Here is a 14,865-nt window from a genome sequence, read left to right as displayed (position 1 = left end):
CCTCATACGTTGCCTGGACTGGACCCGGCAGCGATCGGATCCACCCGAGAACTTCGGTCAGGTCGAACCCGAATCGTCGATGCACGACCTTACCACTGTGAACATCGATGCCACAACCAGCGATAGTTCGGGCGTGCACATCCAAGCCAACGAAAGTACGATAGATAGTCAACTGGGGCCTCCAAAGTTTACCTGTCGGATAGGTCAACTCTTCACCTGTTGGCAACCCACGTCTATGTGAAACGAGGCCCCAGCCTTAAGAACTGGCCACCTTCATATCGACTAGCCCTTGTGACCTTTCCGGTCGAGAGTGACCGTTCCGCCGGTCACTCTCGACCGGAAAGGTCACTCTGACGGAACGGGTCAGAGCGGTCGGCGACTACGCGGCGGCGAAGCGCTTCGCGGAACGTTCCTTCGCCTTCTCCGCCTCGACTTCGCGGTTTTTTGGCGGGGCGTTGCTCACGAGATCTTCGAGCAGGTGCCGTGAGATGTGGGCGATCTCTTCGACGGCGCGGTCGAACGCCTCGGCGTTGGCCTTTGAGGGCTTTGTCGACCCGCTGATCTTCCGCACGAACTGCAACGCGGCGGCGTGCACCTCGTCTTCGGTGGCAGCCGGTTCGAAGTTGTGGAGAGTATGGATGTTCCTGCACATGCTTCGAGGCTAACCCCGGATATCAGATCGATCTACCCCAAGCGGCGACAATGTATTCAGGCAATGCATGCAACGCGGGAGGAGCACGGATGGACGGCGCAGATGAAGACGGCTGGTCAGCAGTCGCCGGCGTCTGGGCTGAACTCTGGGGTGATTTCGCCGATCCGGCGCGTCAGCGAGTCATCTCAGAAACCGGCATCGGACCAGGCTCCCGCGTTCTCGACGTCGGCTGCGGCAGCGGTGAGTTCCTCGGCATGCTCGATCGGCTTGGCGCGACACCGGCTGGAATCGACCCGGCACCGGCGATGATCGCCCTCGCCCGGGCTCGCCTGCCAACCGCCGACATCCGCCTGGGCTCGGCCGAAGGCATGCCGTGGCCTGCCGCCACATTCGACGTGGTGACGGCATTCAACGCCCTGCAGTTTGCAGAAGACACTCTCGACGCCCTTCACGAGTTCGTTCGCGTCACGGCACCGAATGGTCTTGTCGCCGTCTCAAACTGGGCAGAAGGCGCGCGAAACGACCTCAACGTGATCGAGACATCCGTTGCCTTGGCGGCCGGGGAAGAACTGAGACCAGATGGCGAACTTCGTCAGGCCGGCGGTCTCGAAGAGCTGTTCGGCGACGCTGGACTCGACGTGATCTCCGCTGGTCTGGTCGAAGTCTGCTGGGAGGCACCGAACGACGAGGTTCTCGTTCGCGGAGTGCTCATGGGCGAAGACCCAGACACCATCGCGGCGACTGCAGCAACAGTGATCGACGCCGCGCGGCCATTCCGGATCGAGGGCGGCGGATATCGCCTTGTGAACGCGTTCCGGTATGCCATCGGCCGCACGGGACCTCAAGCGACCACACCCGCGCGGAATTCCTCGCCGAGTTCCTGACGATCTCAATAGACTGCAAGGATGCGCATCCACATCGCCACTGACCACGCCGGTCTCGATTTCAGTAAGCACCTGATCAAGCATCTGACCAACGCCGGCCACGAAGTGGTCGACCACGGACCGACGTCGTACGACCCGCTCGACGACTACCCGGCCTTCTGCATCAACGCCGCGCAGGGGGTCGTGAACGACCAGACGAACGGAATCGAAGCCCTCGGAATCGTCTTCGGCGGTTCGGGCAATGGCGAGCAGATCGCGGCCAACAAGGTCACAGGGGCGCGCGCCGCGCTGGTCTGGAACATCAGCACCGCGCAACTGGCGCGCCAGCACAATGATGCGAACGTCATCTCCATCGGTGCCAGGCAGCACTCGGTCGAGGATGCGACGACATTCATAGACACCTTCATAGCCGAGCCGTTCTCCGGTGAAGAGCGCCACGTGCGCCGGATCGCCCAACTCACCGAATATGAAGCAACGGGCGATATTGCAGGGAAGGGAATCGAGCGCTAACAATGCCAGAAGGTCACTCCGTTCATCGCATCACCCGCCAGTTCGCGCGCAACTTCGTCGGGAAGCGCGTCAGCGTTTCGTCTCCACAGGGGCGATTCGCCGAGGGCGCGTCCCAGCTCGACGGGCACGTGATGACGGACGCGAAGGCGGTCGGCAAACAGATGTTCCTAGAGTTCGACAACGGGCTCTGGCTGCGTGTGCACCTGGGCATGTATGGTGCGTGGGATTTCGCGGGAGACATCCTGATGGACGCCACCATCGCATCCGCCAACGGCCGGATGGGACAGACCAACCAGCGCGGCACCATCCTGGCCGAGGCGATCCTCGATGCTGCGATCCTTGACGAGGCGGGGGAGAATTCGATGCACTCGATCGGAGCGCCGCGTCGGACTCGCGTGCGGATGGCGGAGCAGGAAAAGGAGACGGGCGCACCAGACTCCTTCCCTCCTGAGCCGGTCGGCCAGGTGCGGGTGCGCCTGTTGACGGATGTCGTGTCTGCCGACCTCCGCGGACCGACCGCCTGTGAGGTGCTCGGTCCGGACCGCGTGGAGGCGACGATCGCGAAGCTGGGGCCGGACCCACAGTTGGACGCGGGCCAGGATGCTGAGGATCGCTTTACAAAGGCCGTGCTCAAGAAGGGCACCCCGATCGGCCTGCTCCTGATGGACCAGAGTGTGGTCAGCGGAATCGGCAACGTCTATCGCGCCGAAATGCTGTACCGGGCCAGGCTCAACCCGCACACGCCAGGCAAATCGCTTGCGGAAGACACTGTGCGTGCGCTCTGGAAGGACTGGGCCCACCTGCTGTCGATCGGCGTTGCGACGGGCCAGATGATGACCATGGACGACCTGAATCACGACGCATACTCGTTGGCCATGGCCAACCGGGCCGATCGTCACTGGGTGTACAAGCGCGAGGGACTGCCATGTCGGACGTGTGGCACCCACATCGTGCTCGAAGTCATGGGAGCCAGGAAGCTCTATTGGTGCCCGAAATGTCAGAAATAGCCTTTCGCGTCAATCCCGTATTGGGTCAACAACAGGGAGCACGATGAGACAGAACCCCAGCTTCGTTCTGGGCGAGGTCGCAGAGATCAAGCGCCTCGTGCGGGAGAATCCGTGGGTGACGATGGTCAGCCATACGTCAGACGGACAGCTGGTCGCCTCGCACTATCCGTTCATCTTGGATGAATCGGGCGATGATTCGAGCGACGAATTGGTGTTGCTTAGTCACGTCGGGCGGCCAGACGAGCAGTTGCACGAACTCGGTCAGCATGAGCTGCTCCTGGTTGTGCAGGGTCCGCATGGCTACATCTCTCCCGGCTGGTATGACGCGAATCCAGCCGTCCCGACCTGGAATTTCATCGTGGCCCATCTCTACGGCACCCCGGAGATCCTGACCGATGAACAGAATCTGCTGGTGCTCGACAAACTTGTCGATCATTTCGAGGACCGTATGGAGAACCCTCGACGCATGAACGGCACGACGGAGAACGCGGAATACGCGGCTCGGATCGTTTCGGGAACCGTCGGATTCCGAATGAAGGTGACGCGTTTCGTCGCCAAGAACAAGATGAGCCAGAACAAACCTGCCGAGACGGTGGAGCGGATCATCGGCGAGCTCGAGGGAGACGGGCCATACGCGAGCGAGGCACTTGCCGCCCAGATGCGGCGCGTGCACGCGCGGCTTGCGCAATGAACCTGATCTTGCGGAACGGCCGCATCCCCGGGCACGACGAGATTGTTGACGTCGAAATCGGTTTCGAGGAACCAGGCCAACATGCAGGGAAAACCACGGATGCCGCCGGCGCAGGATTCATTCGTCATATCGGCTATATCGACCCGGCTACGGCCGCCACCCGCACGGTTGACCTCGGTGAACGCTGGCTCATCCCAGGGCTCTGGGATAACCACGTGCATTTCAGCCAGTGGTCGCAGGTTGCGCGCCGGTTCGACGTTTCTCTCGCAAGTTCGGCCGCAGAGGCCGCGGACGCGGTTGCGGGTCGGATCATGGCTGCACCTCCGACCGGCACGCTGATCGGTTACGGATTCCGGGACGGGTTGTGGGAAGACGCTCCGAGTTTCAGGATGTTGGACGCCGTATCCCGGGATGTGCCGGTGGTTCTGGTCAGTGCTGACCTGCACTGCGTCTGGCTCAACTCGGCGGCGCTGTCTCTCTGCGGTTTCGGCGGCCACCCCACCGGGGTACTTCGGGAGGAAGACGCGTTCCAGGTTGAGCGCCTCATCGACACCGTGTCAGACGAGGTCCTTGACGACTGGGTAGACGCGGCGGCGCGCACGGCTGCGGCGCGCGGTGTCGTCGGTGTCGTCGACCTTGAGATGACCTGGAGCCTCGACGCCTGGACACGTCGCATCGCGGCAGGTTCCCACTCCCTTCGCGTCGACTTCGGCATCTACACGCAACACCTGGAGCGCGCCATTGAACTTGGTCTGCGCACCGGTGCGGTAATCGCCGGTACAAACGGGTTGTTGACGGTTGGTCCGTACAAGGTGATCACCGATGGGTCGCTGAACACGCGCACGGCGTACTGCTTCGACGAGTATCCGGGGCGTGAGGACCAGCAGGGCTCGCGCGGACTGCTTACGGTCCCGACGAACGAACTTCTCGGCTCTGTTCGCCGGGCAGCCGCGGCCGGAATCCGCCCGGCCGTACATGCGATCGGCGATCACGCGAATTCGCTGGCCCTTGACGTCTTCGAACAGGTCGGTTGCACCGGCAGCATCGAACACGCGCAATTGCTGTCGGAAGGTGATTTCGCCCGGTTCGCGTCACTGGGCGTGGTGGCAAGTGTGCAGCCGGAGCACGCCATGGACGACCGCGACGTTGCCGACCGCTACTGGGAGGGTCGCACCGGGCGGGCTTTTGTGCTGGCCGGCCTGTTGAACGCCGGCGCAGAGCTTGCGCTCGGCTCCGATGCGCCCGTCGCGCCGCTCGACCCCTGGGTTACGATGGCCGCGGCCGTCGGACGCACGAGAGACGGTCGCGAGCCGTGGCACCCTGAGCAGGCGATCTCTCGACAGGCGGCACTCGCTGCCTCTGCGCGCGGGAGGCATCAGATCGAGGTCGGTGACGTGGCAGATCTGGCGGTCACAGAGATCGACCCGTTCACGGCATCCGTCGACGACCTGAGACGGATGCCGGTGGCCGCGACACTGCTTGAAGGCCGGTTCACGCACAGCACCCTCTGATCTGAAAACGGCCTACTGGCCTATGCGGCCGTCGATACGTTCGCGCAGAAGGTCGGCATGACCCATGTGGCGGGCGTATTCCTCGATCGTTCCGAGCAACATCTCGCGCAGCGAGGTCGCCCCTCCACCGCTGCCATGCTTGTTCTGGGAATCGTCGGCGGTGACGTCCAGATTGGGTGCCTCGGCCACGAAGCTCGTGGCGAAGGCGACTTCCGCCCGCCAGGTTTCCCACGCCTCCGCAACGACCTGGGGGTCGGCGACTGCGCCATCGAAGTCACCGTCGCGATCGGTATCCGAGGTGTACAGCGGGGTACATCCTGGCCCGCCATCAGCACCCGGAATGTCGCGCGCTCCGTCTCGGCCAGGTGCCGCACGAGGCCGAGGAGCGACATGGTTGACGGCTCGACCGAACGGCGGGCCAACTGCTCTGCGTCGAGGCCCACGCATTTCATCTCGAGAGTGAGGCGTTGAGAGCGAAGGGATTCGACCAGCGTGACGCGCTCGTCGCCAAGGCTGGGTCCATTTTCGCGCGGGTCGTCGTCCGACGGCCTGCCGTCTGCTGTGAACATGTCAGCTCGCCGAGTGGTTACCATAGCCACCATCATTTCAGAGTATTGGGATTCCCCTCGTATCGTGGAGATATCGCTAAGGAGGAAACGGCGATGGATACACGACGGAAGTTCGATGCGGAGTTCAGGGAAGGCGCGGTGCGGATCGTCCACGAAACGGGCCGGCCGATCGCTGCTGTTGCTCGGGAGTTGGGCGTGAATGAGGGTACCCTGGGCAACTGGGTGGGCCGGGACCGGCGGACCCGTGACGGCGGGGACGGTGCGCTGAGCGAGAGCGAGCGTGCCGAGCTGGTCCGGCTGCGGCGGGACAATGCGGAGCTGGCGATGGAGCGTGATGTGCTCAAACGTTCCACCGCCCTCTGGGTGAAGGAAGCGATGGGGCGGTAGACCTTGCCGCCTCGGTCGTGTCCCAGAGGGCGGAGCACGGGATCCCGTATGCGGTCTCCTGTCGGGCGTTGGGGGTGTCGCAGTCCTGGTTCTACAAGTGGCGTCACGGCGACGGGTCGGTACGCCGGGCGCGGCGTGCGGGGTTGTCGGCGATGATCGGGTCGCTGTTCGCGAAGCATCACGGCACGTACGGGTCGCCACGGATCCTTGCCGACTTGCGTGCGCTGGGTTGGCAGGTCAGTGTGAACACGGTGGCCGCGCTGATGGCGGAGCAGGGCTTGGTGGCCAGGAAGAAACACCGCTGCAGGTCCACGACCAGACCGGACAAGTCGGCGCGCAAGGCGCCCGACGCGGTGCGGCGGGACTTCAGCCCGCGTCCGCTGCCGGATGTCACCTGGGTTGGCGACGTCACCGAGATTCCCACCGATGAAGGTAAGTTCTACCTGGCCGACGTGCTGGATCTGCATTCGCGGCGTTGCGTGGGGTTCGCCATGGATTCCCACCACGATGCAGCGCTGGCGCGGGCGGCGTTGTGCATGGCGATCGCGATCCGTGGCGGGACGGTGACCGGAGTGATATGCCACACCGACCAGGGCGGCGAGTACACCGGGGAACTGTTCGCCGACGCCTGCCGGAACGCACACGCCACTCAGTCGATGGGGCGCACCGGTTCGGCGCTGGACAACGCGGTCGCTGAATCGTTCAATTCGTCCTTGGAGTTCGAGCTGCTCCGCCAGAAGCGCTTCATTACCCGGGAGCAAGCGCGCCGTGCGGTCGCGGCATGGATCGAGGAATACAACACGGTCCGGCGCCATTCGACGAACGGGATGCTGTCCCCGGTGGACTACGAACACGCGCAAGCCCGCGTCCGGGCTGAGGCAGATTCCGGATCGGAAGCGGCATGAACGATTGATGGAGGCGGCTGACGCCGCCGCTGTCTTCCCGCCCGGCCCTTTCGGATCGCCGGGCGGGGCCGTGCAGGTTACGGGGCCACCTCTCCCGCCTCAAGGGTCGCTACGCGATCGCTGCGCGACGGCCTCCGGCCGCCCTTGACCCGCGAGCCTCCGCGGCCCCTGACCGGCGGCAGCACCGGCAGGCCACAGCCTGCCGCACCCGATGCACGACCCCGTCCGGCGATCCGAAAACACAAAACCCACTTAGCAAAGTCTCCACGGTTTCAGGGGATTGACATATGGGTGGCTGGTGCCCCCTTTTTTGTCAGCGGAGTCTGTGGGTTTAAGTCTGAAGGTTTAGAAGGGTGGGATGTCGGGGGGGCCGTTCTTCACGGGTTCGATGTCGGGTGTCGTGATCGCGGTCGCTCCCAGCGGGGATGACCATTTGAGGACGCCGCCGGGTTTCTGGGTCAGTTTCCACGCTGTGAGGTGCTTCAGCAGATGATGCGGACGACAAAGATGAGCAAGATTCGACTCATTGGTTGGGCCCCCGTACTGGGCATCCTGGGTATGATCGATGTCGGTCTCCGACGCTGGCCTCCCGCAGCCGGGATACCGGCAGGTCCCGTCTCGCAGGGTGAGCCAGTCGCGGAGGTCTTTCGGAGGCCGGTACCTGTCTTTACCGTAGGAAAGCACGATCCCCGTCTCGGGATGGGTCAGGATCCGGGTGAACCACGGCGCCTTCGCCGCGAGATCCCTGGCAGTGTCAGCATCGATCGGACCATACCCCTCCAACTGCCCGGGCTCCTCGCTCCGGCCCATCAGCGTGCCCACCGGCACGGTCACGAACACGTGCGGGCGGATGCCCCAGTTCGGAACACCACCCTGACGCTTCCCACTGCTCTTGTGCTTGCCGCCGCCGTTCTTGCCGCCGTTGTTCTTTCCGCCGCTGTTCTTGCCGTGCTTGTTCTTCGCCCCGGCGTGCCGGTAGGCGCCGTCCATCAGGGCATCCTCGGGGATACCCTCCATCAACAGGGCCGCGGCAACATCGGAACGCAACTGCGCCAACGTGCGGGCCTCACCGGGGTGCTGCATGCTCCTGGCGACCCCGGTGACCCGGCGGAAGATCGCCTGCGCCTGCGTGACGGGCAGGTACTGGTGCAACCACGCCATCCCGTCCAGGTCAGGCTCGAGCACGAACCGGCGCTCGGCAGCCGCGGTCTTCGCCCGGTCCTTGATGGAGTCCGGGTGGAGACGTTCACGCATCTTGACCGCCGCGTGCCGGAACCGACCAGCAGGCACCCGATACGCAACATCCAACACGGCGTCCTCGAACCCGGCACGCGCCTCTGCGGGGAGGGTGCCGGCCTGGTCGATGATGACCTGTGCGTGCGCGTACGAGATCAACCCCAACGAGAGCGCCTCCAACGTGCCGTGAAGCTCATGCACCAGCATCCGGCTCTCCGCAATACGCTTCCCCGCACCGGTCTCTGACAGGGTCAACTGCACCGCCAATTCCGTCGTAAACACCCGCGCCATCCACGCGGTGCGCTCCGCCGTGCTCAGCGGCGCGTTCGGATCGACGAACTCGTCAGAGGTCTCCGACCAGACACGCGCCCTGTCGATCTTTCTCGCTAGGCCGGCAGCCCGAATCGCGGCCTCAGACCAGTCTTCCACGACGTCGTCGACGAACACGCGGAGCCGGTCAGCGTACCCATCAGGCAATTGCGTCGTCGGGTACGCCAACGACACCAAATCATCAAGATCACCCACATCCGGAGGCGCATCACCCCACTCGGGATGACACCCCCACGGACCCTGCACTTCCAGATCGTCTTCGTCCATGCCAACAGTAAACAGCACACCACCGACACTCCCACCAGAGCCGTCCACAACCCGTATTCGCCGGCCTAACTGACATCTCCCAATGATCGCGTACGAAAGAACCCCGCAGTATGGGACGGTGGAGTTGTGAAGAATGAGCGGTGCAGTGTCGGTCTGCAGCTGCGCTGGCCGCAAGCTGCACGCCAGGTACCCACCCGCGCGCGAAGGTCACACACAAGCAGAGGTCACTCACACACAGTTACCAATGAACGGGGACCTCATGCAGGTTGCTTACTGGATCATCGCCGCGCTACTCACCCTGACCTACCTTTACTCTGGCGGTATGAAACTGACACAGGGCCGCGAACGGCTTGTGCAGATGATGAGGTGGGTGGATCGCGCACCGATGGCGGGGGTCAAGGCCATCGGTGTATTGGAAGTACTCGGTGCAATCGGCTTGATTCTGCCCCCGTTGACGGGAATCGCCCCGTGGCTCGCCGTTGCTGCGGCCGTCGGGCTCGTTCTCCTGCAGATCGGCGCCATCACGCTCCACCTCGCCCGCGGTGAAGCCCGACAGATTGGTCTCAACGTCGCTCTACTCGTCCTCGCCGTCATCGAGGTGTGGCTCGCGACAATGTGGGTGTGAATCAGGCGATTATCGTCCAGGGGTTCTCGATCAGCCGGGTGAGGGTCTGCAGGAACTGTGCTGCCAGGGCACCGTCCACGACCCGATGGTCGGCCGACAGCGTGTAACGGATGCGATTGCGCGGCACGATCTCATCGCCCACCATGACGGGTTCACGCGTCATGCCTCCGACCGCCAGGATCGCGCTCTCCGGCGGGTTGATGATTGCCGTGAACTGCTCGACGCCGAACATGCCGAGGTTGCTGATGGTGAACGTGCCGCCAGACATCTGCTCCGGCTTCAGCTTCCTGGCGTTCGCGAGCGAGACCAGCTCCTTGGCCTCGACGCCCAGCTGGGTGACCGTCTTCTGGTCCGCATCATCGATGACCGGAACGACGAGCCCGTTCTCGGAGGCGACGGCGATTCCTACGTTGATTCGATGGTGCACCAACATGGTGGTACTCGCCTCGTCGATGTATGAGACATTGACCAGCGGATGCTCGCGCAACGCGATCGCACTGGCGCGAATCAGAAGGTCGTTGATGCTGACCTTCGGACGGCCTGAGGCGATCAACTGCTCGTTCAGCTCAGTTCGCAGCTGCACCATGGCCTCCGCGTCGGCCACAGCCGTCACGTAGAAGTGCGGGATGCTCCTGGCGCTCTCACCGAGGCGCCGTGCGATCACCCGTCTGGTGTTGCTCAGAGCGACGGACTCGGAGCCTCTGCGCTCGGTTGCCGGCTGCACAGGCGACTGGGTCGGCCGCTCCTGCGTTGGGGCAGGGCGCGATGCAGACGCCTCAGGAGCGATTGTCGCCGCAGTTGAAGCAGAGCCGTCCTCCGGAAGAAGCGCATCGATATCGGCACGGATGATGCGACCGCCAGGGCCGGTGCCGCGCACAGCGTTCAGATCGAGGTGATTCTCCCTCGCCAGCTTGCGCACCAGAGGCGACGCGAACAGGCGCTCACCGTCATCCGGATCCTGCGCCTCAGCAACCGGTTCCGACGTCGCTGGAGTGGTGGAGGCCGCCGTGGTAGAAGCCGCCGTGGCCAGCTCTGCCTCGTCGACCGCGGCATCCGTATCGGCGTTCGCTGCCTTCTCGCTGGCCTTCGCTGAGTCTGGCGCGGCATCCGTCGCCGTGGTGCCTGCGTCATCAGGCGCGGCGTCGTTACCGGATCCATCATCGAGCAGGGCGATCGGCGTGCCGATCGAAACGAGTTCGCCCTCAGGCACCAAGACCTTCGAGAAGGTCCCGGCCTCGTAAGCCTCGTACTCCATCGTCGCCTTGTCGGTCTCGATCTCGACAAGGATGTCGCCGACCTCGACCCGGTCGCCCGGCTTCTTGTGCCAAGTGGCGATCGCCCCCTCTTCCATCGTGTCCGAGAGTCGCGGCATGGTGATTTCGATCATGATTTCCTGCCCGTCGTGCTTGTGCGGTGTCCGACCGCTTCGAGGGTCTGGCGGATTGCGCCGATCACATCGTCCGTCGATGGCAACGCGGCTGTCTCCAGTGGCTTGGAGTACGGCAATGGCACCTCGGCCATCGCGACCCGCCGTACCGGTGCGTCGAGGTAGTCGAAGGCGCCGTCTGATATCGTCGCGGCGATCTCAGCGCCGATGCCATATGTCAGCCAGTCGTCTTCGAGGATGACCGCTGAATGCGTCTTCTTCACGGAAGCGATGATCGTCTCCCGATCGAGGGGACGCAGGCTGCGTAGGTCGATGACCTCGATGTCGAGTCCGTCTGACTCTGCCAGCTGTTCGGCGACCTTCGATGCGACATACGCCATCCGCGAGTAGCCGATGAGGGTGATGTCGCTGCCTTCGCGCGTGACCGCGGCCTTGCCGATCACGGCCGGAGTGTCGTCATCCGGAACCTCACCCTTGGTGTTGTACAGGGCAAGGTTCTCCAGGAACAACACCGGGTCGTCGTCGCGAATGGCCGCAAGCATGAGTGCCTTGGCGTCGGCCGGCGTGCTCGGTGCGACGACCTTCATACCTGGCACGAATGCATAGTAGAGCTCGATGTTCTGGGAGTGCGTTGCGCCCAGCTGCTGCCCGCCACCACCCGGTGTGCGGATGACCATCGGCACCCTGGCCTGCCCTCCGAACATCCCGTAGATCTTGGCCGCGTGGTTGACGATCTGATCGAGAGCCAACAGCGAGAAGTTGATCGTCATGATCTCGACGACGGGACGCAGCCCCAGCATCGCGGCGCCGATGGCAGCGCCGGTGAAGCCCTCCTCAGCGATCGGTGTGTCGCGAACTCGCTTCTCACCGAACTCTTCGAGCATGCCGGCCGTGATCTTGTACGACCCTTCGAACACCCCGATCTCCTCGCCGATCAGGAACACGTCGTCGTCGCGCAGCATCTCGGCACGGAGAGTGTCGTGCAGGGCTTGCCGATACGTCATGATGCTCATGCTGAGACCTCCTGGCCTGGCAGGGGTTCTGGTGCGAACAACGGTTCGCCGGGGAGCCTTCGCGAGTCGTTCGGAACCGGAGTCGCGTAGGTGTAGTCGAACAGCGTCGAGATCTCGGGGAAGGGGCTGGCAGCAGCGAAATCGGCCGCAGCGACCACCAGCGCGGTGGCCTCCTCGTCGATCTTTGCAAGCGCTTCGTCGTTGAGGATTCCTTCCGCGACCAGCCGCGCAGCGAGGGTGTGCACCGGGTCATTCTCCTTCAGGTCTGCCACTTCTTCAGCTGAGCGGTATGTGGCCGGGTCGACGACAGAGTGGCCACGCAACCGTTCGGTCATGACTTCGAGCAGGAATGGCTTTCCACCCCGTGCAGAATCGATCGCGCGCCCGGCCGCAGCGTAGACAGCCAGCGGGTCGAGCCCGTCGACGCGCTCAGAGGCCATCCGGTAAGCGGATGCCCGCTTGTACAGTTCGGGCTCAGCCGACGCCTTTTCGACTGTCGTGCCCATGCCGAGCCGGTTGTTGATGATGACGTAGACGACGGGAAGGTTCCAGAGTGCCGCGATGTTCAGCGATTCGTGGAAGGCACCGATGTTCGTGGTGCCGTCTCCCATGGTGCAGAGCACGACCTCATCACCTTCGCGGTAGTCGATCGCAAGCGCCGCGCCGGTCGCGAGGGGAAGCTGACCGCCGACGATCCCATAGCCGCCCAGCAGGCGCTGAGTGATGTCGAACATGTGCATCGAACCGCCCCAGCCCTTCGAGACACCGTCGATGCGACCGTACAACTCGGCCATCACCCGGTTCGGGTCGATGCCACGGCTGATTGCGTAGCCATGCTCGCGATAGTTGGTGAAGAGATAATCGCTGGGCCGCATCGCCGACATCAGGCCGACGACGGCTGCTTCCTCGCCGAGGTTCAAGTGACAGTATCCGCCGACCAATGCCTGCGTATACGCGCGCGCTGCGCGTTCCTCGAAGCGCCGGATGAGCATCATCTGCCGGTAGAAGTCGATCAACTGTGCGCTGTCGTCTGCGCTCTTGGGATTTCGCGCTCCCGCTGGCGTCTTTCGTACAGTGGCCTTCTCCTTCGCGGGGGCCTTCGGAGTTGCGGTGACCTTCTGCGCCGCGGTGGTCTTCCGCTTTGCTGTGGACTGTGCCTTCTGCGGAGAGGTCGGCGTAGTGCCCGTCGTTACACCTGTCGTCGCCCGGGTCGTGGGCGTTCGTGAAGCCATCGGTACTCCCTTTCGCCGACCGTTGTGTGGTCCGGCGCCGTTGTGCCTGCCATTAATGACACTTGCACGTATCATTGTATCCGTAATCTGTGCGTAGCGGTATCTGGTGGGAGGCGGGAGGAGACCATGGTCATACAGAAGGAAGCCGGACACCCGAAGTCCCGCCCGGCGCGCAAACGCGGCCGCCCAACCGAGGACGAACGGATCGAGCGTCGTTCCCAGATTCTCGCTGCAGCACTGCCGGTCTTTCTCCAGAATGGCTTCGGGGCGACGACGATCGAGCAGCTCGCCGTCGCGGCGCGCGTGACGAAACGCACCATCTACAGCTACTTCGGTGACAAGGCCGGCGTGTTCGCTGCGATGGTGCGGATCCTTGCCACAACAGTGAGCACGGATGCTCCAGACGAAGACACGCTCGAGTCCCTCGCCGCTCGGATTGTGTACCGTCTGCACTCTGCAGAACTCACCGGGCTACACCGTCTGGTCATCGCAGAGTCGACGCGTTTCCCCGAACTTGCCGTGACCCTGCACGACAACGGTGACGCGCGGCACATCGCCCGCCTGGCGGAGCATCTCAGAGCGGAGCGCGGCGAGAACACCGTGCGGCTGGCGCAGCCGCTGTTCACGTTGCTCCTGGGCGAGGAACACCGTAAGCGTCTACTCGGCCTGCTGGGTGCACCCACCGCAGACGAAGCGGTCGCACATGCCAGGGCCGCGCTCGAAACGCTCCAGCTGCGCTGACGGGAGTCGGCTGGCGGACCTCCCGTGCCGCCGCGGTGTCAGGTGCGGCGGATCGGCGAGAATCCATTCGTCTTCGCAGGGTCATGGAAGTCGCGGATGAGGCGGGCGAACAGATCAGTCTTCTCGATGACGAAGCCGTGCGACGCACGTGGGATGACGGCGAGTTCACCCTCGGGGAGGGCGCGATACATCTCCAGCAGATGTTCCAGGCTCGGCTCGTCGTCGTCGCCGACGGCGATGAGCACGGGCATCGTCAAAGTCGCAATGTCGTCAGTGGTCAGCGTGGGAGCGAGCGTATGCAACCGGGCCATCTTCTCGACCACTACCGGCCAATGGGCGCGGCCGTCGGGAGAAACCTCCGCGTAACTGTCGGCCATGAATTCTGGCGGCTCGGCGTCCAGCGTTCCCGCAAGCCAACCGTCCTTGTGGAAGACACCGGCGGCAAATACCAGACTGCGCACGAGATCTGGCTGCGCGAGTGCAATGTGCAGGGCGACGATCGCTCCATCGCTGTAGCCGAGCAGGTGTACCGGCCCGAGCTGTTCTCGCTCGATCAGCTCGATCGTCTCGGCGGCCATGTCTACGAACGAGAGCGGGCCTTCGACGTCGGGGCTGCGGCCGTGCCCGCGCTGGTCCGGTGTAATGAGCCGGTAGTCTTCGACAAGTTCTGCGACGAGCGGATCGAGCGCACGCGAATCTGTGCGGCCCGGATGAAGCAAGACGAAGGGGTCACCGCTGCCTCGATCGCCAAACCACATAGGGCGAGCCTACCCACTGCTCCAGTCCGTTGCAGCGACGAACGACACCAGCCGGCCTGAGTCGTCGACGTCGATTCCGCCGTTGCCCGACGCCTGGCGAGCCGTCGGTCCGGCCTGACGGGGGTTTTCCCCCGCAGGGTTCCGGATGCCCGCCGGATGC

Annotated in this window: 15 protein-coding genes and 1 pseudogene; 9 read left to right on the top strand and 7 right to left on the bottom strand. The window is 63.9% G+C overall.

The annotated features are described in order from the left end of the window. Nucleotides 1-379 precede the first annotated feature (379 nt). Nucleotides 380-652, bottom strand: coding sequence for a DUF2277 domain-containing protein (locus K323_RS0110675; RefSeq protein WP_022885273.1), 273 nt, complete (start codon nucleotides 650-652; stop codon nucleotides 380-382). Nucleotides 653-741: 89 nt separating this feature from the next. Between K323_RS0110675 and K323_RS0110670 the strand changes: the two genes are divergently transcribed. From K323_RS0110670 to K323_RS0110650, 5 genes are read left to right on the top strand one after another with little or no spacing between them, the layout of a single operon-like run. Next, nucleotides 742-1,536, top strand: a complete 795-nt coding sequence (locus K323_RS0110670; protein ID WP_022885272.1) for a class I SAM-dependent methyltransferase — start codon at nucleotides 742-744, stop codon at nucleotides 1,534-1,536. Nucleotides 1,537-1,557: 21 nt separating this feature from the next. Next, nucleotides 1,558-2,046: a ribose-5-phosphate isomerase gene (locus tag K323_RS0110665; RefSeq protein WP_022885271.1), complete on the top strand. Its 489-nt coding sequence runs from the start codon at nucleotides 1,558-1,560 to the stop codon at nucleotides 2,044-2,046. A 2-nt stretch (nucleotides 2,047-2,048) separates the two neighbouring features. After that, nucleotides 2,049-3,053, top strand: coding sequence for an Fpg/Nei family DNA glycosylase (locus K323_RS0110660; RefSeq protein ID WP_022885270.1), 1,005 nt, complete (start codon nucleotides 2,049-2,051; stop codon nucleotides 3,051-3,053). Between the two features lie 43 nt (nucleotides 3,054-3,096). Further along, nucleotides 3,097-3,744, top strand: coding sequence for an FMN-binding negative transcriptional regulator (locus tag K323_RS0110655; RefSeq protein ID WP_022885269.1), 648 nt, complete (start codon nucleotides 3,097-3,099; stop codon nucleotides 3,742-3,744). Continuing rightward, the gene (locus tag K323_RS0110650; RefSeq protein ID WP_022885268.1) at nucleotides 3,741-5,255 is read left to right on the top strand and encodes an amidohydrolase; all 1,515 of its coding nucleotides are present in this window, start codon (nucleotides 3,741-3,743) and stop codon (nucleotides 5,253-5,255) included. The genes K323_RS0110655 and K323_RS0110650 overlap by 4 nt, the downstream gene beginning before the upstream one ends. Nucleotides 5,256-5,267: 12 nt before the next feature. On the opposite strand, the pseudogene K323_RS28465 reads toward K323_RS0110650, so the two are convergent. Beyond that, a pseudogene (locus tag K323_RS28465) lies at nucleotides 5,268-5,707 on the bottom strand (DinB family protein). 210 nt (nucleotides 5,708-5,917) lie between these two features. Between K323_RS28465 and K323_RS0110640 the strand changes: the two are divergent. Together K323_RS0110640 and K323_RS0110635 are read left to right on the top strand one after the other, a co-directional pair. Further along, nucleotides 5,918-6,211, top strand: a complete 294-nt coding sequence (locus K323_RS0110640) for a transposase (RefSeq protein WP_022885267.1) — start codon at nucleotides 5,918-5,920, stop codon at nucleotides 6,209-6,211. 17 nt (nucleotides 6,212-6,228) lie between these two features. Then, nucleotides 6,229-7,116, top strand: coding sequence for an IS3 family transposase (locus K323_RS0110635; protein WP_022885266.1), 888 nt, complete (start codon nucleotides 6,229-6,231; stop codon nucleotides 7,114-7,116). 345 nt (nucleotides 7,117-7,461) lie between these two features. On the opposite strand, the gene K323_RS25415 is transcribed toward K323_RS0110635, so the two are convergent. After that, nucleotides 7,462-8,949, bottom strand: coding sequence for an HNH endonuclease signature motif containing protein (locus tag K323_RS25415; RefSeq protein WP_084697186.1), 1,488 nt, complete (start codon nucleotides 8,947-8,949; stop codon nucleotides 7,462-7,464). Nucleotides 8,950-9,193: 244 nt separating this feature from the next. On the opposite strand from K323_RS25415, the gene K323_RS0110625 reads away from it, so the two are divergent. After that, nucleotides 9,194-9,574, top strand: coding sequence for a DoxX family protein (locus tag K323_RS0110625; protein WP_022885264.1), 381 nt, complete (start codon nucleotides 9,194-9,196; stop codon nucleotides 9,572-9,574). Nucleotide 9,575: 1 nt separating this feature from the next. On the opposite strand, the gene K323_RS0110620 is transcribed toward K323_RS0110625, so the two are convergent. Genes K323_RS0110620 through pdhA form a run of 3 tightly spaced genes read right to left on the bottom strand, consistent with a single transcriptional unit; the run spans nucleotide 9,576 to nucleotide 13,206 of the window. Then, nucleotides 9,576-10,961 (bottom strand): dihydrolipoamide acetyltransferase family protein, encoded by a 1,386-nt coding sequence (locus tag K323_RS0110620; protein ID WP_022885263.1) that lies wholly within the window; start codon nucleotides 10,959-10,961, stop codon nucleotides 9,576-9,578. Beyond that, on the bottom strand, nucleotides 10,958-11,974 hold the full coding sequence (locus tag K323_RS0110615) for an alpha-ketoacid dehydrogenase subunit beta (RefSeq protein WP_022885262.1): 1,017 nt from the start codon (nucleotides 11,972-11,974) through the stop codon (nucleotides 10,958-10,960). The genes K323_RS0110620 and K323_RS0110615 overlap by 4 nt, the downstream gene beginning before the upstream one ends. Further along, nucleotides 11,971-13,206, bottom strand: a complete 1,236-nt coding sequence (gene pdhA / locus K323_RS25410; RefSeq protein WP_022885261.1) for a pyruvate dehydrogenase (acetyl-transferring) E1 component subunit alpha — start codon at nucleotides 13,204-13,206, stop codon at nucleotides 11,971-11,973. Before pdhA ends, K323_RS0110615 begins: the two co-directional genes overlap by 4 nt. A 126-nt stretch (nucleotides 13,207-13,332) precedes the next feature. On the opposite strand from pdhA, the gene K323_RS25405 reads away from it, so the two are divergent. Next, complete coding sequence (locus K323_RS25405) at nucleotides 13,333-13,947, top strand: TetR/AcrR family transcriptional regulator (protein ID WP_022885260.1); 615 nt, start codon at nucleotides 13,333-13,335, stop codon at nucleotides 13,945-13,947. A 38-nt stretch (nucleotides 13,948-13,985) separates the two neighbouring features. Here K323_RS25405 and K323_RS0110600 read toward each other — a convergent pair whose 3' ends face one another. Further along, nucleotides 13,986-14,705 carry an alpha/beta fold hydrolase gene (locus K323_RS0110600; protein WP_026851528.1) on the bottom strand — a complete coding sequence of 240 codons (720 nt, stop codon included), beginning with the start codon at nucleotides 14,703-14,705 and terminating at the stop codon, nucleotides 13,986-13,988. Nucleotides 14,706-14,865 lie beyond the last annotated feature (160 nt).

This window comes from Glaciibacter superstes DSM 21135 (genome assembly GCF_000421145.1).
GTDB lineage: Bacteria > Actinomycetota > Actinomycetes > Actinomycetales > Microbacteriaceae > Cryobacterium > Cryobacterium superstes.
This window is presented reverse-complemented; position numbering and strand designations above follow the sequence as displayed.